The sequence below is a fragment of the Pseudomonas sp. P9_35 genome (assembly GCF_034008205.1).
Taxonomy (GTDB): Bacteria; Pseudomonadota; Gammaproteobacteria; order Pseudomonadales; family Pseudomonadaceae; genus Aquipseudomonas; species Aquipseudomonas kilonensis.
The window spans coordinates 1397354-1418881 of record NZ_CP125373.1 but is presented as its reverse complement, the minus strand read 5'-3'; the positions used below and the strand labels follow the sequence as shown (position 1 = coordinate 1418881).

Sequence of the window (21528 nt, the reverse complement as noted above, 5' to 3'; positions counted from 1 at the left end):
CACCTGCCCCATCTAAGACCCATACCCCATTGCGCAGGTGCCCCATGAGCGACCAGCACTCTACCGAAGCCATCAACGAATACGCTGACTCCGAACACATCGAACACACCGCCTCCGGCACCGGCCTGGCCCTGCCTGGCCAGAATTTGCCGGACAAGGTCTACATCATCCCGATCCACAATCGTCCGTTCTTCCCAGCCCAGGTGCTGCCGGTAATCGTCAACGAAGAACCGTGGGCCGAGACCCTGGAGCTGGTGGCCAAGTCCGACCATCACTCCCTGGCGCTGTTCTTCATGGACTCGCCCCAGGAAGACCCGCGCCATTTCGACACCTCGAAACTGCCGCTGTACGGCACGCTGGTGAAGGTACACCACGCCAGTCGGGAAGGCGGCAAGCTGCAATTCGTCGCCCAGGGCCTGACCCGCGTGCGTATTCGCACCTGGCTCAAGCACCATCGCCCACCGTACCTGGTGGAAGTCGAATACCCGCACCAGCCGAGCGAGCCGACCGATGAGGTCAAGGCCTACGGCATGGCGCTGATCAACGCGATCAAGGAACTGCTGCCGCTCAACCCGCTGTACAGCGAAGAGCTGAAGAACTACCTCAACCGCTTCAGCCCCAACGACCCTTCGCCGCTGACCGACTTTGCCGCTGCGCTCACCTCCGCCACCGGCAATGAGCTGCAGGAAGTGCTCGACTGCGTGCCCATGCTCAAGCGCATGGAAAAAGTCCTGCCGATGCTGCGCAAGGAAGTCGAAGTGGCGCGGTTGCAGAAAGAGATTTCCGCCGAGGTCAACAACAAGATCGGCGAACATCAGCGCGAGTTCTTCCTCAAGGAGCAGCTCAAGGTCATCCAGCAGGAGCTGGGGCTGACCAAGGACGACCGCAGCGCCGATATCGAACAGTTCGAGCAGCGGCTCGAAGGCAAGGTGCTGCCGGCCCAGGCGCAGAAGCGCATCGAAGAGGAAATGAACAAACTCTCGATCCTGGAAACCGGCTCGCCGGAATATGCCGTCACCCGCAATTACCTGGATTGGGCAACCTCGGTGCCGTGGGGCGTGTATGGCCAGGACAAGCTTGACCTCAAGCACGCGCGCAAGGTGCTCGACCAGCACCACGCCGGCCTGGACGACATCAAGGACCGCATCCTGGAGTTCCTCGCCGTCGGCGCCTACAAAGGCGAGATCAGTGGTTCCATCGTGCTGCTGGTCGGCCCGCCGGGCGTGGGCAAGACCAGCGTCGGCAAATCCATCGCCGAATCCCTGGGGCGGCCGTTCTACCGCTTCAGCCTCGGCGGCATGCGCGACGAAGCCGAGATCAAGGGCCATCGGCGCACCTACATCGGCGCCCAGCCGGGCAAGCTGGTGCAGGCGCTGAAAGATGTCGAAGTGATGAACCCGGTGATCATGCTCGATGAAATCGACAAGATGGGCCAGAGCTACCAGGGCGACCCGGCCTCGGCCCTGCTGGAGACCCTCGACCCGGAGCAGAACGTCGAATTCCTCGACCACTATCTGGACCTGCGCCTGGACCTGTCGAAAGTGCTCTTCGTCTGCACCGCCAACACCCTGGACTCGATCCCCGGCCCGCTGCTGGACCGGATGGAAGTGATCCGCCTGTCGGGCTACATCACCGAAGAAAAGGTCGCCATCGCCAAGCGTCACTTGTGGCCCAAGCAACTGGCCAAGGCCGGCGTGTCCAAGGGCAGCCTGAGTATCAACGACAGCGCGCTCAAGGCGCTGATCGACGGCTATGCCCGTGAAGCCGGGGTGCGACAGCTGGAGAAACAACTGGGCAAACTGGTGCGCAAGGCGGTGATGAAGCTGATCGACGACCCTAAGGCTGTGATCAAGCTCGGGCCGAAGGACCTCGAAGCCTCCCTGGGCAAACCGGTGTTCCGCAACGAGCAGGTGTTGTCCGGCATCGGCGTGATCACCGGCCTGGCCTGGACCAGCATGGGCGGCGCGACCTTGCCGATCGAAGCGACGCGCATCCACACCCTCAATCGAGGCTTCAAGCTGACCGGGCAACTGGGGGACGTGATGAAGGAATCGGCGGAAATCGCCCACAGCTACGTCAGTTCGCACCTGAAGCAATTTGGCGGCGATCCGAAGTTCTTTGACGAGGCCTTCGTTCACCTGCACGTACCGGAAGGCGCCACGCCCAAGGATGGCCCGAGCGCCGGCGTGACCATGGCCAGCGCGTTGCTGTCCCTGGCCCGCAACCAGCCGCCGAAAAAAGGCGTGGCCATGACCGGCGAACTGACCCTCACCGGGCACGTCCTGCCGATTGGCGGGGTGCGCGAGAAGGTCATCGCGGCGCGGCGGCAGAAAATCAACGAACTGATCCTGCCGGAAGCCAACCGAGGCAACTTCGAAGAACTGCCGGACTACCTCAAGGAAGGTGTCACGGTGCACTTTGCCAAGCGGTTTGCGGATGTGGCCAAGGTGTTGTTCTGATGTTCCTCTAGCGCTTGTGCGGGCCCCATCGCGGGCAAGCCTTGCTCCCACAGGATTAAATGTCGCTCACAGATTTTGTGTACAACAAAGATCCATTGTGGGAGCAAGGCTTGCCCGCGATGGCGGCATCAGCAACAACATATGCCTAGCTGACACACCCAGTAGCATCTTCGGTTATGCTCGCCGTTCGTCGTGAATGCCGGAGCCACCACCCTTATGTCCCCCACCCGCCTGCTCGTCCCCCTCAGCCTCGCCCTGTTGAGCGCCTGCGCCACGCAAACCAGCAACAACGTGACCGTGGAAAAGCTGAGCCAGTGCCCGGTAAGGCTCAATAACGGGCAGAACCTGATCCTGAGCCTGCCCAGCAACCCCACTACCGGTTATCGCTGGGCGATCCAGGATTCGGCCGGTGGCGTGCTCAAAGGCTTGGGGCCGGAGGTTTATCGCAACCCGGAAGACGCCGGCATCGTTGGCGCCGCAGGTGTCTCGACCTGGCGCTTCCAGGCGTTCAGCGCGGGCACCGGGCGCTTGCGCCTGACTTATCAACAGCCCTGGGCCCCAGAAGTGCCGCCTGTAGAAACTTTCGACTGCGCCATTGCGGTGAACTGACCGTGGGCTGGCTGATCCTGGCACTGATGGGCGCAGCCACCTACCTGTACGGCCTGAGCGTGCACGCCACGCTGTTGTGCCTGCTGGTCAAGCCCATGCCGGTCCTGGCCCTGCTCGGCTGGCTGCACGATGCGCCGCCCAGTGACTATCGGCGCTGGATCAGCCTCGGGTTGATTTTTTCGCTGGTGGGTGATGTGTTGCTGGCCTGGCCGGGGGATCTGTTCGTGTTCGGCCTTGGCGCGTTTCTGCTGGCGCACCTGGCCTACCTGAAAACCTACCTCAGCGACTGCCGCCGCCCGGCGCTGCTGCCATTGGCCCTGGCCTTGGGCATCGGTGCGGTGCTATTGGGGATCCTGGTGTCGAACGGCCTCGGGCCGTTGCTGGTGCCGGTGATTGTCTACGGCCTGGCCATCAGCGCCATGCTTTGGCGAGCGTTGGCGCGGCTGGGCACCGGCGTGCCGAAACGCTCGGCCTGGCTGGCCGCCGCCGGGGCGCTGGCCTTTGTGTTCTCCGACAGCCTGATCGGCATCAACCGGTTCGTGCAGCCCTTCCATGCCGCGCCTTACCTGATCATCGTCAGTTACTGGCTGGGCCAGTGGGGGATTACCGCGTCGGCCTTTACCCAAAAGCCACACTGAACAAAGATAAATATGGGAACAAAGCTCTGTGGGAGCAAGGCTTGCCCGCGATGAACGATAATGTGGTCTTGCTATAGACCACGGTGCCTTTATCGCGGGCAAGCCTTGCTCCCACAAAGCTCGCTCCCACAGGTTTTTTGGTTAAAATGCCGGCCTTTTCACCACCCATGCCGCTGGAACCGCCGTGAGCAAAGATCCCGATCGCCTATTCGCCCAACCCCTGGCCCAAGTGCCGGACTTCGCCTTCAACGAGGACGTAGTGCGGGTGTTTCCGGACATGATCAAGCGTTCGGTGCCGGGTTACCCGACCATTGTCGAAAACCTAGGCGTGCTCGCCGCGCAATTCGCCCAGCCGGGTAGCGTGCTCTACGACCTGGGCTCGTCCCTGGGCGCCGTGACCCAGGCCCTGCGCCGCCACGTGCGCACGGACGGTTGCCGGGTAATCGCTGTGGATAACTCGGCGGCCATGGTCGAGCGCTGCCGCGAATATCTCAACGGCCAGGACTCGATGTTCCAGGAGCTGCTGCCGGTGGAAGTGATCGAAGGCGACATCCTCGCCCTGACGTTCCAGCCGGCCTCGGTGGTGGCACTGAACTTCACCCTGCAATTCATCGCGCCGGACCAGCGCACCGCACTGTTGAGCCGCATCCGCCAGTCCCTGCTGCCGGGCGGCGCCCTGATCCTGTCGGAAAAATTGCGGTTCAACGATGCCGAGGAACACGCCCTGCTCACCGACCTGCACGTGGCGTTCAAGCGCGCCAACGGCTACAGCGAGCTGGAAATTGCCCAGAAACGCAGCGCCATCGAAAACGTCATGAAGCCCGACAGCCTCGAGGAACACCGCGAACGCCTGCTGGCGGCCGGGTTCTCGAAAGTCGTGCCGTGGTTCCAGTGTCTTAACTTCGCCTCGTTGATTGCCCTGCCATGATTGATCTGTCCCCCCTCGCCCGCCATCTGGCCGGCACGCCCCTGGCCGATTGGGCCGCGACACTGCAGACGCAACTCGACAGCAAGATGGAAAAGGGCCATGGCGATCTGGAGCGTTGGCAAAGCGCGCTCGATGCGCTGCCCGCCTTGCAACCCACCACGGTCGACCTGCTGAATGGTCTGACGCTCGACACCGATTGTTCCGACGAAACCCGTGCGCAAATGCGTACCGCGTTGATGGGCCTGTCGCCATGGCGCAAAGGTCCTTTCGACCTGTTTGGCGTGCACGTGGACACCGAATGGCGCTCGGACTGGAAGTGGTCACGGGTGGCCCCGCACCTGGACCTGAAAGGCAAGCGCATCCTCGATGTGGGCTGCGGCAACGGCTACTACATGTGGCGGATGCTCGGCGCCGGGGCTGACACGGTGATCGGCGTCGATCCCAACTGGCTGTTCTTCTGCCAGTTCCAGGCGGTACAGCGCTACCTGTCGCAGCCCAACGCCTGGCATTTGCCGTTCCCCTTCGAAGCCCTGCCAGCAGAGCTGGAAGGTTTCGACACCGTGTTCTCCATGGGCGTGTTCTACCACCGGCGCTCGCCAATCGAGCACCTGCTGGCCTTGAAGGACTGCCTGGTCAAGGGCGGTGAACTGGTGCTGGAAACCCTGGTGATCGAGGGCGACGAACACCAGGTGCTGGTGCCCGAGGACCGCTACGCGCAGATGCGCAACGTGTGGTTCCTGCCGTCGGTCCCGGCCCTGGAGCGCTGGCTGCGCCGCGCCGGGTTCAGCGATGTGCGTTGCGTGGACGTGAGCCTGACCACCGTAGAGGAACAGCGCAGCACCGAGTGGATGAAGTATCAGTCGCTGAGCGACTTCCTCGATCCCGCCGACCACAGCAAAACCATCGAAGGGCTGCCGGCGCCGATGCGGGCGGTGATTGTGGCGCGTAAGTAAATCGCGCAAACACTACAACCCCCTGTGGGAGCGAGCTTGCTCGCGATAGCGGTCTGTCAGGCAACATCGCTGTTGAATGTCAGGCCGTCATCGCGAGCAAGCTCGCTCCCACAGGAGGTCGGTGTCAGTCTTGGGATTTGGCTCTTCGGGCCTTGAAGAACTCACTCAGCACGGTGCTGCATTCCTCGGCCAACACCCCGCCCTCGTACATCACCCGATGGTTCAGGAAGTCCTGGCTGAAGAACTGCCCCTGGCTCTGCACGATGCCGGCCTTGGGCTCCAGGGCGCCGTAGACGACCCGGGCGATACGCGAATGGACGATCAGGCCAGCGCACATGCTGCATGGCTCCAGCGTCACATACAGCGTGCTGCCGGGCAGGCGATAGTTGCTCACCGCCTGGGCGGCGGCGCGGATGGCGACCATTTCCGCGTGGGCACTGGGGTCGTGGCCGCTGATGGGGCAGTTGAAGCCGCGTCCGATGATCTCGCCGTCCTGCACCAGCACCGCGCCCACGGGCACTTCGCCCAGGGCTGCGCCTTGTGCGGCGAGGGCCAGGGCTTCGCGCATGAAGTCCTGGTCACGGCTACGGTCGATGATCCTGGCAGGGCGAATCTGGCGCATCAAGCCACCTCGATGGCGGCCATCAGGCCGGTTTCCATGTGGTCGATCACATGGCAGTGGAACATCCACACGCCTGGATTATCCGCCACCAGCGCCACCTGCGCCCGCTCGTTCTTGCCCAGCAGGTAAGTGTCGGTGAAATACGGCACGACCTTGTGCCGGTTCGACGCGATCACCTTGAAGCTCATGCCGTGCAGATGGATCGGGTGCTGGTACTGAGTCATGTTCTTCAATTCGAAAATGTAGCTCTGGCCTTTCTTCAGCGTGGCGATCGGCCGGTCGGCGCAGGTCTTGTCGGTGATGTCCCAGGCCTTGCCGTTGATCTGCCACAGGCTCGGCGGCTTGCCATTGTCGACATTGACCGACACCGAGCCGACCCATTCGAAATTGAAGTTGAGTTTTTCGGCATTGGCCAGGTCCGGCTCCGACACCGGGTTGGGCGGCAGCGCCGGCGGCCATTGGCTCGGCGCGTCACTGTTAGGCACCGAACGCAAGGTCCCCAGGCGCACCGGACCATTGCGCAACGACAACTCTTCGCCGGCTGGCGGTGCCTTGATCGCCAGGCAAATGCGCATGCCCGGGCCAAGCCAGTATTCCTTGCCCAACGGGCGCGGTTCGATGGGGTTGCCGTCCAGCGCATAGATCTGCGCTTCAACGCCTGGGATGTTGATGCGGTACGTCAGGGTGTTGTCCAGGTTGAGCAAGCGCACCCGGGTGATCTGCCCGGCCGGCAGGTCAATCACCGCTTGCGCCACGCCGTTGATGGTCGCCAGCCGGCCAGCCGTGCCGCCACGCGCCGCTTCACGGGGAATGCTGAACGCGACGAACTCGCCCTGCTCGTCCACATGCCAGCTCTTGAGGCTCAGGGTCTGCTCGTATTTGAAGCCGGTGGGCTCACGCTCTTCGATGATCAACGGCCCCACCAGCCCACGCCCGAGCTCTTCGCTGCTGTTGACGTGAGGGTGATACCAATAGCTGCCGGCGTCTGGCACGCGGAACTTGTAATCGAAATATTCGCCCGGCAACACCGGCAATTGCGAGACATACGGCACACCGTCCATCTCCAGCGGCAAACGGATCCCGTGCCAATGAATGGTGGTGGCGACCGGCAAGTGATTGATAAAGCGTACCCGCAACCATTCGCCCTGGCGCACCCGCAGCTCGGTGCCCGGCGCCGAGGGGCCAAACGCCCAGGCCTGGGTCTTGTGCCCGGCCACCAGCTCGACGTCCAGCGGTGCGGCGATCAATTCATAGTCGTGACCGGCATCGGCATCGGCGCGCTTGCCCAGCCAGTACCGCGACGCACCTCCCGCACCCACGCCAACGACAACAAGACCGGCCAGGCCACCGAGTATTTGGCGACGGGTAAAGGACATGAACGCAACCACCTATTGAATCCGCGGCGAACCGTTGGGCCCGCAAAAGGCGAATACGATACACCCGCAGATGAGAAACGGTAAGGGCTGCAAAAATGAAAAAACCTATAGAAATTATCCACAGGTCTTCTCAGTCCCCATCAGCTCAACTTTCAGGGTCTCGACATCCAAGGCGCTTAATGTTGATGCCGTCCAGTGTTCCAAGGGTGACCTCGGGAAAGCTTAGATTCCTTCCCGCAATTCACGTGGCGACAGCCCATAGCGTGAGCGGAAGCGCACTGCAAAACGTGAGGCCGAGGCGTAACCACAGGTCCCGGCAATTTCACCGATGGGGCGAGAAGTGGTCTGCAGCCATTGCAACGCGGTCGCCAATCGAACGCCCTCCAGAATATTGCGGAAACTGTTCCCCTCATTCGTTAATTGGCGACGCAACGTCGACTCCCCCAGGTTCAGGTGCTGTGCGACGTCCGCCACCGTCCAGTCTCTCTGCGGGCTGCCCATTACCAGCTGCTGCACACGCTCACAAAGTGGATCGTCGCGCCCCATCAGCAAGGGCCCGAGCTGGCCGCCAAGGCACAGGCCCAGGAGGACCGCTTCCCCATAATGTGTGCGTAATACCTGAGGGGCGTCGTCCCTGATGGCAGTCAGCAACTGATCCCATGCCTGTGTCGTGTGCCTGTCCAGGCGGACGCATAAATCATTCTTCAGTACACCCCGACGGCTCATGATCTGCTGGCTATAACGGGTACTGAAGCTGCGCAATGTCGAGACGGGAAAGGTCACCGCATCGGCGATGTAGTGGCCGTGGGGGCCGGGCAAGTTTGAGAGACCCAACTCGCGCCCGGCCGGCATCAGTATCAGATGTTGCGGCCCGGCGCGCATCTCCCGGCCATCCCACTGCAACAACTTTTCCCCTTGGCGTACTCGACACAAAGTCGTCACGAACACCGGCACCCTTGACAAGGTCAGGGGCTGGCGCGCCCGAATGACACACGCATCGATAATGTTTTCCCGGTGCTGTATGCCCTCACAAGGGTGCATCGCGCTTAACGTCCGTAAGTTGAAGTAATGGTCGCTTTGGCCAAGGCGTTGGCATTGAGCATGTACCCTACCAAGGCCCCGCTGGCCTGGTTGTCGAGCGCTAGCTTATCGACTTTCAATGCCCATACGGTGAATTGATAGCGATGGGGTTTATCCCCAACTGGAGGACAGGCGCCGCCAAACTCGGATTGACCAAAGTCGGTTCGCCCTTGAACTGCACCGGCAGGCAAACTCGGCCCTGCCCCACTTGGCAGGCTGTGGATAGAAGCGGGCAGGTTAAAAACCGTCCAATGCCACCAACCGCTGCCCGTCGGCGCATCGGGATCGTAGACCGTGATCGCGTAGCTTTTAGTGCCGGTGGGGGCGTTTATCCAGGAAAGCTGCGGCGAGGTGTTGCCGCCTTCGCAACCGAAGCCTTGGAACACTTCCCGCTGGGTCAATGGGCGATTGTCAGCAATGTCCTGGCTGGTCAGTGAAAAGTCGGCGGCGTAGCCACTGAATGCCACAGCCATGGAAAGTGCAGGCAGGATTGATCTGATGTTCATCGCGACTCCGTTTGAGGCTGAAAATGAAGCCAGAGTCTAGGTTGAACGCCAAATGGTCAGTGTGCCGAAACGCTCGACAATTGTGCCGAAATGCTCGAGATCCGGAGGGGAGCACCATCACCGCCACTCGAGGCAGCTAGCGCGTAGGGCTACCGCGTGGAATGAAAAAAGCCAGCGCCGCCGCGACGATGAACAGCGCCAGCACATCGCCGAGTAAATGCCCCATATGCCGGGTCCCATCCATCTCGACGTCGAAGGACTGCACGGCCATGATCGCGCCGTGCACGATACTCGACCACACGGTGAACCAGATCAGGCTCAGGTGTTTCATCGGATCGCGCGACGCCATCAGCAGGAACACACCGAGGGTGGCGTAGATTCCGACAATCATCAACGGATAGTGGGAATGCCCGCTGTGCCACGCCCAGCCAGACGGCCACAGGTTCATCAGCGGCCAGATCGCGAAGACGGCGATCAGGCCGACAACGATCAAAACCATGCGCAAGCCGGCGAGTCGTTGGGTGTCGTTCATGGCTGGCTCCTTGTTGCGGCGCGACTGTCGCCGTAATGGGTGCCCGGAGTATAGAACGCGCCTGGAACGCACACCGGCCAGCCCATGCCGTCAGTCGCCTGGGCCGTCTCCAAGCGACTTGTCGATCATCAAGCCTCGCTCACCCGCTCCAGCCAGGCCTTGTGCGCAGCACTGGTATCGTCAGGCAGGTGGCGCAGGTAATCCTGTAGCTCCGCCTGCATACCGAACACCTTCCATATCAACGGCGCCAAGCGCGATGCAGGGTTGCCCGCCTGCTCCAACTCGCGCAGCCACTGCAGGCTGCGCTCCTTGTATTCGGCGAGTACGTCCGACTGGTAATCGTGGGCCTTGCCCAACCCGGAGATGTACATCAGCTTGGCGACTTCCACCGTGGGCCAATGAAGGGCCATGTTCAGCGGCCAGTCGAGCATGGCACGCTCCCCCCACATCGCGGATTTAGGCATGCGCCCGTTCGCCAGCAGCGTCAACATGAAGGCCTGGCCCAGCTCGGTCAGGTAGACCGGCAGGGCTTCGGCGGTGGGATGCAGGTAGAACGAATCCACGGGCGTCTCGCGCCTCAGGCCAATGCGGGCAAGCAAGCGCTGCTCAAGGTCGAGTACCAGAGCGCCGATGCCGGCCTTCACCGCGCTGCCGCTTTCGGTAGTTTGCCGGGTGCGGGTCGCGCAGTCCCAGAGGCTCAGGGAAAGCTGCCATAGGGCTTGATCACCGTCACCCGAACAGCCGATCTCGCCGGTGATGAAGGACTTCATCGTCGGCGGCACGATATCGAAAAGTGCTTGGCCGTCGGCTTCGCTCCCGGATAACACCGGGCCGCCGCCTTCCACGATTTGGATATAACACGTGCCTACATGGTCGCTCCAGTAGTGCACGGCTTCGGCCAGGTATAGAGGAATCGCGCGCGAGAAGCGCCCCAGTTCATCCTCCCGTTGCGACTCGGCGCGTTCTACCTCGTCTGTGCTTTTGGACAATGCGAAGAAACCGATTTCCGATGCCCCTTCCGGTTTCTGCGCGAAGAACCAGTCGGCGTTGCGCAAACCGTAGTGCCAGATCGGCTGGCTCAATGCCAACGTCGCGAACTGCAGGTTTTCAGGATCCACCGGCACGCCTTGGGCGCCCTGCTTGTGCATTTGCTGGAAGGCTTGGGCAAACTGGTCGAGCTGGCTTTTGATCGGCGCAAAACCCAGGGCATACAGGCGAGCGAGCAGCGCCTCGCCTTCGGCCGCTTGGCCAAGCTCCTGATAGGCGCGCAGCAAGTTGATACCGGCCATGGGGTCGTGTTTGTGCTCATCGTAGACGGGCTCGACCAACTCGATGATCAGTGGAATCTGGCCGTTGTTACCCAAGTCGCCCGAGATCATCATCAGCGCGCTGCCGTCGAACGTACCCGCCGTCAGCACCTGCGTGTAAAACCCGCGTGCCGACTCGACGTCTTTCTGTTCCAGGCAATGACGCGCCAACCACAAGGGCGCACGCCAACTGCCGGGCAACGCAGCCACGGTACGCAGCGCCTCGACATAACCCGCCTCGCCGGCCCTTTCCCGCTGAATGGCCGCCCACCACAGCAGGCCATTCTCTTGATTCGGGTCAGCCTGGATCGCGTGCCAAAGCGTTTCATCGGCAAGCGCCGGTTCACCTCGCTCGCTGAAGACCTTGGCCAGGTTGGTCAGCAAGGTGCCTGTCGCGCCCACTTTCGCCATCCCCGTGCGCAGCGCGTTTTCGGCGGCATCGAGTTGGCCGTTCTCCAGCAGCACAATGCCCTGGATGACATGGCTGCGCTCGGGATTGCTGTCGATCTCGACCAGTTGCGCCGCGGCCGGAATCAAGTCAGCGACAAAACCATCATTCAAACCCGAGATAATCAGGCTGTAGAGCTCGTCAGCAGAATTCCATTTCTCTCGCAGGTTTGGCAGGAAGACATTGTTGCGCCACTCGTTGCGGGTGATCTGCATCTCACGACCGTAGCTGTCGTAGACCGTGATCAATTCACCCTCGTCCGGCTGGGGCGGCGGAGCGTCAGTGTGCGCAGAAGAAACCGGTGTCGACGTGCTGGATTTCTTGCCGCTCAGAGCGGACAGGATGCGTTTGAACATAAGGGCAGTGACACCGTTTCTGAGTTTGTCGGCACGGTGTTCTTGGGATGGAAGTTTGCAGTCTTGTTGTGAGCGGCCGACAGCTTTGCGCATTCACTTGCAGAGAGCGACGGACAAACGTGGACAAGCCAAGAGCAACGGTGGAGAGGTTGGCATTTAAGCACAACTTCCTAATGCCTAAGCCAGCCTTTTGGCATGGGCTAAAACCCTTTCCTACGGTCGTCCGAACCTAGTACTGCACGCTAGTGGGCGCAGCTCAGTGCTGGGGGGTTAATCACTCCCATGTTATCGAAACCCCACTTCAGCGACTCCCCAACACTGTCATCCAACCAAAGCGTCCCACTCTTCGCAAGCCATACCAGGCAACCGTCGGCCTTCTTTAGCAACGTTGACCTGCAGCGCCACCTGGGCCACATCCAACACGTCCTTGGTAAGCGAATAGCTGCCCCTGGCCTGCAGCCAACCCAGAACGTCTGCCAAATGCCAGATAGATGTACTGCCCTCATGCACCGGCGTCGGGAAGCTGCCTGGATGAGCCAACATCAGCTTGCGCATGTTCTGCCGAGACACACCTACGATCTCAGCAACGTCGGTCAGCCCGACCAAATCAGGCGCAACCTCGATCAATTTGGCCGACGGCACCGCGCGATGGACGTCGGCCAGAGCGCTAAGCACTGCCTTGACCGCATCAGGCGCCTCGCGAGTGAACTCAAGCGCCAGACGCCCCGGCTGCCCGATACCGACCAGGGCGTCGTCGCAGCCCGCTTCTCCCAGCCGCTCGACCAGTTCATCCATGGCACAACCGTCGTCAGCAAGCTGATATTTCAAGGTAAAAATATATTCCATTGTTCTATTCCTCAGCATCGCCATCAACGTCATGTCGGTTGCGATGCGCAGTGCAATTGTCCACAACGCGTCGCAAGGCTCGCGCATGGTTGCCAGGGCTCTTCGGCGTGCTCCATATCGAAGTGATACAGAACTCGCCACAACGGCACTCCACCTCTTTGTACGGGCAATAAACCCGCCCCCAGGCGTGACTGCCGCCAATGTCTACGCGCCACCCTTGCCCTTCGGCATACCTAATCGTTTCTTCGATTTCTTTCTTCGGATGCGTTGGACGAATCATCCGTGATCTCCAGTATTCGCACGACCAGTAAGGTTGTCAAATGACAACCGCACTAATTTCGAATGGCCGCACTATCCGCAGGCCATACCGTTCGATGATAAGCGTGTCTCGGTGCCCGCTGAGACGGCAATCGTAGCGAAAGGTGACGGGGAAGCTGCATGAAGGGCTTCAGCGGTCGACGGGCTTTCCCGGGCGATATCGATCAATCACGCCAGCACCCACTCCACCGTCCTCCGCAAACGCCCGCGAGACGACATCAACGATTTCGGCCCACACCCCGACCTGTTGCAGCACGGGCATTTCCTTGGCAAGCACATTGCTCAACTCACCGCGATTTTGCTCGATTGAGCGCAGCACCCGATCTGCCTGTTGATCGGGCATCTCGACCACCTCCTTCAGCATCGCGCGCGCGCGCGTGTGGCTGCGCAGGTAACGAGACTCTTCGCGCATCTGCTCGGTCAACGTCCGGCCAATGATATTGGCCAGGAACACGGTATGAGGTCCGAGGTCCGGATAACGCCACAGCGGGCGGGCCTGGTCAGCGCCCTGAAAAGAGAAGTTCGACACGACACCATCTGGATAGGTCGTCTGCCGGGGCTCGAAGACTACTCGCTCGCGTACGGCCTGCATCAGCGGCCTGGACACCTGGTCCAGCACTCGGTCGTAGCCGCGACGCTCGCCCGCATCATCTGTAATAACCGCTGAGATCGGCAGAATCACAGGATCCGGGATCACGCCGTCGCGTCGCAGTACGTCGTTGACCAAAAACCGGTGTACACGGCCGTTACCATCAGCGAGTGGGTGGATATAGACGAAACCAAAGGCTGCAACGGCGCTGCGCATCACCGACGACTGGCCTTGCGTCCTTTCGAGGAACACCCTAAGCCCTTCAAGCATCGCACCGATCTCATCGGCCGCAGGGGCGACGTAATGTACGACCTCCTGGTAGCGCACCGTTTCACCGACAAAAACCGGTGACTGGCGCACGCCGAAGTGGGTGATCGTCGTCCGATCACCGAGAATTTCCTGCTGCAACTCTGCCAGTGCGGCATTGCTCAACGGGACCGTACCCTGCCCTGTACGACGAGCCATCACGTCCGCAAAGCGTTGCACCCGCCCTACCCGGTCGGCCTCGCCTTCGATGGCGAAGCTGGCCTTGCTCTCGCGTAACGTCATCCAGACCGCCGACCGCATCAGCAGATCCTCGCCGAACTCGTCCGTCAGTTCACCGAACAAGCGTGGGACGTCCAGTCCGACCGCACGCATTACCGCCTCGGTCTTGATCACGCAGGGGCAGAATTTGCGCGTGCCGGGCAGGTTGTCATTTACCCGCCAGCGCTGCACCTTCACCACCTGGTCGCGGGATGCCGACACCAGCTTGGCTTCGTCAATCGCATCGACGTAATTGCCACCCAGGCGTTCGGGCACGACCAAAGTGTTTCCGGTCAGCCATTCATACAGAAACGCAGCACGACGCGCATACTGCCCAGTCGGCTCGACCGCAATCCAGTCTTGGACGAAACCAGGCCCCGTATTCTCGAACAGACGGGCAAGGAACTCCAGATGGGGGACTTCATGACGCAGATGGAACTGCAGATGCGCGGCAGGCTCCTTATTCGGTCGCATCGCCTCCGTGTAGGTTTCCAGACGGAAGCCGTCGTTGACTTGAGTTGCGCGTCGCCCGCCCACTTGGCTCGTCACGGGTAGCCGCCCCAGAGGCTGTACGCCATAGGTTTGGGCCAGCCAGGCGGCGCCTATCGGGTCTGCGGGCAAATCGGTCATAAAGGGCCTCCGCGGACAAGACGACTTTTAGGGATTTAGAAATGAGGGCGTGCGCCTGATCTTGTCAGCTAACGGTTAAGACTGTACAGAAACGATTAGATAACCATAGTCTCGCACAAAAACGATTATTTTCGACAACCGGCTCGTCAAAACTGAGGAAGAGGCTGAACATGCCTGTTCGGTGCGACGTATTCCTTATTCGCTTACAACACGTCCATGTTGTCGGAGTCTCTATTCAGCGACTCCCCAAAGCTGTCACCCAACCAAAGCGTCCAACTCTTCGCAAGCCATACCAGGCAACCGTCGGCCTTCTTTAGCAACGTTGACCTGCAGCGCCACCTGGGCCACATCCAACACGTCCTTGGTAAGCGAATAGCTGCCCCTGGCCTGCAGCCAACCCAGAACGTCTGCCAAATGCCAGATAGATGTACTGCCCTCATGCACCGGCGTCGGGAAGCTGCCTGGATGAGCCAACATCAGCTTGCGCATGTTCTGCCGAGACACACCTACGATCTCAGCAACGTCGGTCAGCCCGACCAAATCAGGCGCAACCTCGATCAATTTGGCCGACGGCACCGCGCGATGGACGTCGGCCAGAGCGCTAAGCACTGCCTTGACCGCATCAGGCGCCTCGCGAGTGAACTCAAGCGCCAGACGCCCCGGCTGCCCGATACCGACCAGGGCGTCGTCGCAGCCCGCTTCTCCCAGCCGCTCGACCAGTTCATCCATGGCACAACCGTCGTCAGCAAGCTGATATTTCAAGGTAAAAATATATTCCATTGTTCTATTCCTCAGCATCGCCATCAACGTCGTGTCGGTTGCGATGCGCAGTGCAATTGTCCACAACGCGTCGCAAGGCTCGCGCATGGTTGCCAGGGCTCTTCGGCGTGCTCCATATCGAAGTGATACAGAACTCGCCACAACGGCATTCCACCTCTTTGTACGGGCAATAAACCCGCCCCCAGGCGTGACTGCCGCCAATGTCTACGCGCCACCCTTGCCCTTCGGCATACCTAAGCGTTTCTTCGATTTCTTTCTTCGGGTGCGTTGGACGAGTCATCCGTGATCTCCAGTATTCGCATGATCTGTCAGGTTGTCAAATGACAACCAAACAGATCGGTTTCAAACGCCAGCATTTAGCGGCCACATTTGCTCGGCAGCAGCTTTGGTACGGAGTGGTTCGCGGACATTGCGACAGCACTCCGCGCCATGCCGGCGAAATACCCGTTGGGTACCGCCACAGATGGTAAGCATTTCTCAGTGCCGTTGAGGCGGGGAATCGTAGCGAAAGGTGACTATGCTGGGATGCGCTGCAGCCCAAAGCCGTCAGCGCGGGGTGTCAGGCCGATCCCCGTCAGCTTGGATTGGGGGCGCTTCGCACCCCAGCGGGAGCAAGCTCCCTCGCCACGGTTTTGTGTTTGGCTGGCAATGACGCGGGCCTTTCAAGTCCCATCACTTGCACACACCAAATGGGTTACCACGTCTTACAGGCTCCGACCTATCGAATGGGGCGTAACGAGTCAGATTTGCGCCAGGCCACCGTCGGCGGCGACCTCGCTGGCGGTCATGAAGCTGCTGTCCGGCGATGCGAGAAAGGCGGCCACTGCTCCGATCTCCGCCGGATCGGCCATGCGCTGGAGCGGATTCATCGAGGCGAAGACCTTCATGCCTTCCTCACCCAGCGCCGCCTTCGCCAGTTCGGTCGCCGTCGGCCCGGGCGACAGCACGTTCACTCGGATGCCGCTGCCCTTCAGGTCCTCTGCCCAAGTCCGCGCGAGGTTGCGCACTGCCGCCTTGCTCGCGCTGTAGACGCTGAATGCCGGGGCGCCTGTGGTGCCCGCACTGGATCCGGTCAGGATGATCGAACCGCCCTCGCCCATCAGCGGCGGGGCCTTCTGCACCGTGAAGATCAAGCCCTTCACATTGGTCTCGAAGATTTCGTCGATGTGCTCAGCGGTGATCTCGCCGAGGGCAAGCGGGCTTCAGGGTGTTTCTCGCTAGTGGCTACCGGTCAGCGCCGGCCGCGCCATCATTCCAACTCGAACATAACGATCATAAAGATCCCTGCACGGTCAGTTTGCGCCGGCATCTTTTTTTGGAACACCAATGGTTTTGCGTTCACCCGTTGCGGAGACTTCGTACACGGTCATGACCCAAGTGTCGGCGATCACGGTTTCAACCAGGTAATTCTTCTTGGCTTGCGGCGTAAATTGCTGCGCAACAGGTTGCTCCTTGTCAAACGGCGTCGGCATGGGAATACCGTTAAAGGTAAACGGTTTGTCCTTGACCTCGCCTTTCACGTACACCGTTTTATCCGACTCGACCAGCTTACTGATGCTGTCAGTACCACCGGCGATTTTCTTCAGATAAGCCGGTATGCGCTTGAAGTAAGCAGAGTCATAAACCCGCTCACCCGCACTCACAAGTCCAGTATTGGCATCCTCGTACGTGTAACTGACAGGACGATCACCCTCGCCGCCTATGGTGCGGAAAGTCACGCTGGCTTGATGGTCATTCATGGCCAGTGGAACGACCGGCTCTGAAGTAAGGTCACCCGCCTGACGGCTGCTGCAGCCGGTCATGACAAGCGCGAAAGTGATTGCTAATGGAAACGCCAAAGAAGTTTTCATTCGATCCCTGAACCGTCTAGAAGAAGGCCTGTATAGAGCCATTTGCAGAGCAGCGTTCTCGATACCATGTCGGCACTCCTTATCCGGGACATGGTATCGATGTAGCGCTCTCACATACGTACGATGTGCGCCATTGAAAACGCCATTGATGCTGTAGCGAACATCACTATCCGTTCTTATTTTTTACAATAAAATCAAATAGTTGAGAGTCAACCTCACTCCCACTCAATCGTCGCCGGCGGCTTGCTCGACACGTCATAAGTGACGCGGGAGATGCCTTCGATTTCGTTGATGATGCGCCCGGAAACGGTTTCCAGCAGTTCGTACGGCAGGTGTGCCCAGCGCGCGGTCATGAAGTCGATGGTTTCCACGGCACGCAGGGCCACGACCCAGGCGTAACGACGGCCATCGCCAACCACGCCCACCGATTTCACCGGTTGGAACACCACGAACGCCTGGCTGACCTTGTGGTACCAGTCGGCCTTGCGCAGTTCTTCGATGAAGATGTGGTCGGCGCGACGCAGCAGGTCGGCGTATTCCTTCTTCACTTCACCGAGGATCCGCACGCCCAGGCCCGGGCCCGGGAATGGGTGACGGTAGACCATGTCGTACGGCAGGCCCAGCTCAAGACCCAGGCGACGCACTTCGTCCTTGAACAGTTCGCGCAGCGGCTCGACCAGCTTGAGGTTCATCTCTTCCGGCAGGCCACCGACGTTGTGGTGGGACTTGATCACGTGGGCCTTGCCGCTCTTGGCGCCGGCCGACTCGATCACGTCGGGGTAGATGGTGCCCTGGGCCAGGTACTTGATGTTGTCCAGCTTGTTGGACTGGGCATCGAACACGTCGATGAAGGTACGGCCGATGATCTTGCGCTTCTTCTCCGGGTCGGACTCGCCGGCCAGGTTGTTCAGGAACTGCTCTTCGGCGTTGGCGCGGATCACCTTGACGCCCATGTTCTCGGCGAACATGGCCATCACTTGCTCGCCTTCGTGCAGGCGCAGCAGGCCGTTGTCGACGAAGACGCAGGTCAGTTGGTCGCCGATGGCCTTGTGCAGCAACGCGGCAACCACCGAGGAGTCCACACCGCCGGACAGGCCCAGCAGCACGTTGTCAGTACCGACTTGAGCACGGACTTGGGCAATGGCGTCTTCAGCGATTTTCGACGGGGTCCACAGGGCTTCACACTCGCAGATGTCGAGGATGAAGCGCGACAGGATGCGACCGCCCTGCTTGGTGTGGGTCACTTCAGGGTGGAACTGCACGCCGTAGTAACGGCGATCATCGTTGAACATGCCGGCAATCGGGCAGCTCGGGGTGCTGGCCAGGATGTGGAAGTCTTCCGGCATCCTGGTGACCTTGTCACCGTGGCTCATCCACACGTCCAGGCCGAACAGGCCGTCGGCGTCGACGTGATCCTCGATACCGTCCAACAGACGGCTCTTGCCGACTACGTCAACGCGGGCATAACCGAACTCACGCAGGTCCGAACCTTCGACCTTGCCGCCCAGCTGTTCAGCCATGGTCTGCATGCCGTAGCAGATACCGAAGACGGGCACGCCCAGGTCGAACACGGCTTGCGGGCAGCGCGGGCTGTCGGCTTCGTGCACGGACTCGGGGCCGCCGGCGAGGATGACGCCTTTAGGCGCGAATTCGCGAATCGCTTCATCATCCATGTCGAACGGATGCAATTCGCAGTACACACCGATTTCACGCACGCGGCGGGCGATCAGCTGGGTGTACTGGGAACCGAAGTCGAGGATCAGGATGCGGTGAGCGTGAATGTCGAGGGCCATGACTCATTCTCATGTAGTGAATCAGAAACAACTCGGGGCTGAATGAACAGCCCCGGTGATTAACGTTTTGCTGAAGGCCTTAACCTACGCGGTAGTTCGGCGCTTCCTTGGTGATCTGCACGTCGTGGACATGGGACTCGGCCATGCCAGCGCCGGTGATACGCACGAATTCAGGCTTGGTGCGCATCTCTTCGATGTTGGCGCTGCCGGTGTAGCCCATGGAAGAACGCAGGCCGCCCATCAGTTGATGGATGATGGCGCTCAGGGTGCCTTTGTACGGCACGCGACCTTCGATGCCTTCCGGCACCAGCTTCTCGGCACCCGCGGAGGAGTCCTGGAAGTAACGGTCGGAAGAGCCCTGGGCCTGGGACATGGCGCCCAGCGAACCCATGCCGCGATAAGCCTTGTAGCTACGGCCCTGGAACAGCTCGATCTCGCCTGGTGCTTCTTCGGTACCGGCAAACATCGAACCCATCATCACGCAGGAGGCACCGGCTACGATGGCCTTGGACAGGTCACCGGAGAAACGGATACCGCCGTCGGCGATCAACGGCACGCCGGTGCCTTCAAGGGCGGCGGCGACGTTGGCGATGGCGCTGATCTGCGGCACGCCGACACCGGCAACGATACGGGTGGTGCAGATCGAGCCAGGGCCGATACCGACCTTGACCGCGTCGGCGCCGGCTTCGGCCAGGGCCTTGGCCGCAGCGCCGGTGGCGATGTTGCCGCCGATCACCTGCACTTCAGGGAAGTTCTGCTTGACCCAGCGAACGCGGTCGATCACGCCTTTGGAGTGGCCGTGGGCGGTGTCGACCACCACCACGTCAACACCGGCACTGACCAGGGCGGCGACACGGTCACCGGTGTCCTTGCCGGTGCCGACCGCAGCGCCGACGCGCAGACGACCTTGGTCGTCCTTGCTGGCCAGCGGGTAGGCCTTGGCTTTTTCGATGTCGTTGACGGTCATCATGCCCTTGAGGGCGAATTTGTCGTCGACGATCAGCACGCGCTCGATGCGGTGCTTGTGCAGCAACTCGCGGACTTCGTCCTTGTTGGTGCCTTCCTTGACCGTGACCAGGCGCTCTTTAGGCGTCATCACTTGGCGGACGGTGGCATCCAGGCGGTTCTCGAAACGCACGTCGCGGGAGGTGACGATGCCGACCAGGTCGCCATCGTGCAGCACCGGAACGCCGGAGATGTTGTGCATGCGAGTCAGTTCGAACAGATCCCGGACCGTGGCGTCAGCCTCGATGGTGATCGGATCCTTGACCACGCCAGCCTCGAACCGCTTGACCTTGCGCACTTCGGCGGCCTGCTGTTCGATGGTCATGTTCTTGTGGATGATACCGATACCACCTTCCTGGGCCATGGCAATGGCCAGACGGGCTTCGGTCACGGTGTCCATGGCGGCGGAAACCAGGGGGATATTCAGTTCGATGCCACGGGTGAGACGGGTTTTGAGACTGACTTCGTTAGGCAGTACTTCGGAATAACCGGGCACTAGGAGAATGTCGTCGAAGGTCAGAGCTTCTTGGCTGATACGCAGCATCGCGGGGGCTCCCGAGCGGGAAAATGGAAGCGCGCCATTATACTCATGGACCCCGTCTGGCTCAATGTAAAACTCTGTCTATTATTGCCGGGCTGATTGACGGGGCTAATAATTGCACTCCGGCCATACACCGAACCCGTGGCGAGGGAGCTTGCTCCCGCTCGGTTGCGCAGCGACCGCAAACATCTTGGGGCCGCTTCGCAGCCCAGCGGGAGCAAGCTCCCTCGCCACAGGGATTGCCTATTTCCTCACGCTACAACTCCACCTTCACCCAACTCACCGGTTGGTCGAGCCAATCGGCGAATTCATCGAGAAAGTCCTGCTTGAACCCCGCCTCCAGCCAATTGTTGAAGATGAACCCCAGGTTGGAAAAGCCGCAGGGCTGCAGGAACAGGAAGCCGTTGATGTCGTCTTCATGAGCGCATTCAGGGCAAGTGAAGTTGTCGGTGCGCGCCGGCATCCAGTCTTCCAGACTTTCGAACAGCGCTTCGCCGACTTCCTTGCGGCACTCGGCGCAACCGGCCTCTTCGAGAAAGCCCTTGGCCGGTGTATAGATGCAGCGCTTGGTGATGATCTCCAGGCCATTGATCGCCTCACCGAACGGCAAGGCTTCGGGATGCAAGACCACCTCACGGGCACCGGGGGCGATGGCGTGGGCCATGCGATTGCCGGTGCGCCCGCAGGTGGTCAGTTGTTCTTCGACGATATTCTTGCGCACCAGCCAGCGCACGATCGCCCGGGCCCGAGGCTCGTGGACCGGCAGGGTGGAAATTTTCGGAACGATGATACTTTGCGAGTTCATGGCGAGGCCTGGCTGTTTCCCTGGCAGGGTCT

General features: G+C 60.7%; 20 protein-coding genes and 1 pseudogene. 5 read left to right on the top strand and 16 right to left on the bottom strand.

Annotated features, from left to right (window positions below):
- Positions 1 to 44: 44 nt before the first annotated feature.
- From lon to cmoB, 5 genes are all read left to right on the top strand, one after another.
- On the top strand, positions 45 to 2459 hold the full coding sequence (lon, locus tag QMK47_RS06140; protein WP_320389955.1) for an endopeptidase La: 2415 nt from the start codon (positions 45 to 47) through the stop codon (positions 2457 to 2459).
- Positions 2460 to 2675: 216 nt separating this feature from the next.
- Complete coding sequence (locus QMK47_RS06135) at positions 2676 to 3068, top strand: protease inhibitor I42 family protein (protein WP_024617663.1); 393 nt, start codon at positions 2676 to 2678, stop codon at positions 3066 to 3068.
- Positions 3069 to 3070: 2 nt separating this feature from the next.
- The gene (locus tag QMK47_RS06130) at positions 3071 to 3706 is read left to right on the top strand and encodes a lysoplasmalogenase (RefSeq protein ID WP_320389954.1); all 636 of its coding nucleotides are present in this window, start codon (positions 3071 to 3073) and stop codon (positions 3704 to 3706) included.
- Positions 3707 to 3890: 184 nt separating this feature from the next.
- On the top strand, positions 3891 to 4634 hold the full coding sequence (cmoA, locus tag QMK47_RS06125) for a carboxy-S-adenosyl-L-methionine synthase CmoA (protein ID WP_018611163.1): 744 nt from the start codon (positions 3891 to 3893) through the stop codon (positions 4632 to 4634).
- Positions 4631 to 5587 carry a tRNA 5-methoxyuridine(34)/uridine 5-oxyacetic acid(34) synthase CmoB gene (cmoB, locus tag QMK47_RS06120; protein ID WP_043042530.1) on the top strand — a complete coding sequence of 319 codons (957 nt, stop codon included), beginning with the start codon at positions 4631 to 4633 and terminating at the stop codon, positions 5585 to 5587. The genes cmoA and cmoB overlap by 4 nt, the downstream gene beginning before the upstream one ends.
- Positions 5588 to 5711: 124 nt before the next feature.
- Here the strand turns inward: cmoB and tadA are convergent, their stop codons facing one another.
- From tadA to QMK47_RS06040, 16 genes and pseudogenes are all read right to left on the bottom strand, one after another.
- On the bottom strand, positions 5712 to 6209 hold the full coding sequence (gene tadA, locus QMK47_RS06115; protein ID WP_258690410.1) for a tRNA adenosine(34) deaminase TadA: 498 nt from the start codon (positions 6207 to 6209) through the stop codon (positions 5712 to 5714).
- On the bottom strand, positions 6209 to 7585 hold the full coding sequence (locus QMK47_RS06110; RefSeq protein WP_253471770.1) for a multicopper oxidase family protein: 1377 nt from the start codon (positions 7583 to 7585) through the stop codon (positions 6209 to 6211). The genes tadA and QMK47_RS06110 overlap by 1 nt, the downstream gene beginning before the upstream one ends.
- A gap of 222 nt (positions 7586 to 7807) precedes the next feature.
- Entirely contained in the window at positions 7808 to 8626 is an 819-nt protein-coding gene (locus QMK47_RS06105; protein ID WP_214511328.1) for a helix-turn-helix transcriptional regulator, read from the bottom strand.
- A 5-nt stretch (positions 8627 to 8631) separates the two neighbouring features.
- The gene (locus QMK47_RS06100; protein ID WP_214511327.1) at positions 8632 to 9171 is read right to left on the bottom strand and encodes a kinase inhibitor; all 540 of its coding nucleotides are present in this window, start codon (positions 9169 to 9171) and stop codon (positions 8632 to 8634) included.
- Between the two features lie 136 nt (positions 9172 to 9307).
- Positions 9308 to 9703: a DUF6632 domain-containing protein gene (locus QMK47_RS06095; protein WP_320389953.1), complete on the bottom strand. Its 396-nt coding sequence runs from the start codon at positions 9701 to 9703 to the stop codon at positions 9308 to 9310.
- A gap of 128 nt (positions 9704 to 9831) precedes the next feature.
- A complete protein-coding gene (locus QMK47_RS06090) occupies positions 9832 to 11814 on the bottom strand; it encodes a tetratricopeptide repeat protein (RefSeq protein WP_320389952.1) in 1983 nt (660 codons plus the stop codon).
- A 321-nt stretch (positions 11815 to 12135) separates the two neighbouring features.
- Positions 12136 to 12660: a helix-turn-helix transcriptional regulator gene (locus QMK47_RS06085; protein WP_253471762.1), complete on the bottom strand. Its 525-nt coding sequence runs from the start codon at positions 12658 to 12660 to the stop codon at positions 12136 to 12138.
- A 4-nt stretch (positions 12661 to 12664) separates the two neighbouring features.
- Positions 12665 to 12940, bottom strand: coding sequence for a hypothetical protein (locus QMK47_RS06080; protein WP_320389951.1), 276 nt, complete (start codon positions 12938 to 12940; stop codon positions 12665 to 12667).
- A 168-nt stretch (positions 12941 to 13108) separates the two neighbouring features.
- Complete coding sequence (locus QMK47_RS06075) at positions 13109 to 14722, bottom strand: Fic family protein (RefSeq protein ID WP_320389950.1); 1614 nt, start codon at positions 14720 to 14722, stop codon at positions 13109 to 13111.
- Positions 14723 to 14977: 255 nt separating this feature from the next.
- Complete coding sequence (locus QMK47_RS06070; RefSeq protein ID WP_258690406.1) at positions 14978 to 15502, bottom strand: helix-turn-helix transcriptional regulator; 525 nt, start codon at positions 15500 to 15502, stop codon at positions 14978 to 14980.
- Between the two features lie 4 nt (positions 15503 to 15506).
- On the bottom strand, positions 15507 to 15782 hold the full coding sequence (locus tag QMK47_RS06065) for a hypothetical protein (protein WP_258690405.1): 276 nt from the start codon (positions 15780 to 15782) through the stop codon (positions 15507 to 15509).
- A gap of 460 nt (positions 15783 to 16242) precedes the next feature.
- A pseudogene (locus QMK47_RS06060) lies at positions 16243 to 16704 on the bottom strand (SDR family NAD(P)-dependent oxidoreductase); the annotation flags it as partial.
- Between the two features lie 90 nt (positions 16705 to 16794).
- Complete coding sequence (locus QMK47_RS06055; protein WP_214511324.1) at positions 16795 to 17352, bottom strand: hypothetical protein; 558 nt, start codon at positions 17350 to 17352, stop codon at positions 16795 to 16797.
- A 215-nt stretch (positions 17353 to 17567) separates the two neighbouring features.
- Positions 17568 to 19145: a glutamine-hydrolyzing GMP synthase gene (gene guaA / locus QMK47_RS06050; protein WP_003198041.1), complete on the bottom strand. Its 1578-nt coding sequence runs from the start codon at positions 19143 to 19145 to the stop codon at positions 17568 to 17570.
- Between the two features lie 79 nt (positions 19146 to 19224).
- Entirely contained in the window at positions 19225 to 20694 is a 1470-nt protein-coding gene (gene guaB / locus QMK47_RS06045) for an IMP dehydrogenase (RefSeq protein WP_024616424.1), read from the bottom strand.
- 253 nt (positions 20695 to 20947) lie between these two features.
- Positions 20948 to 21496 (bottom strand): sugar ABC transporter ATPase, encoded by a 549-nt coding sequence (locus QMK47_RS06040; protein WP_214511323.1) that lies wholly within the window; start codon positions 21494 to 21496, stop codon positions 20948 to 20950.
- Between the last annotated feature and the right edge of the window lie 32 nt (positions 21497 to 21528).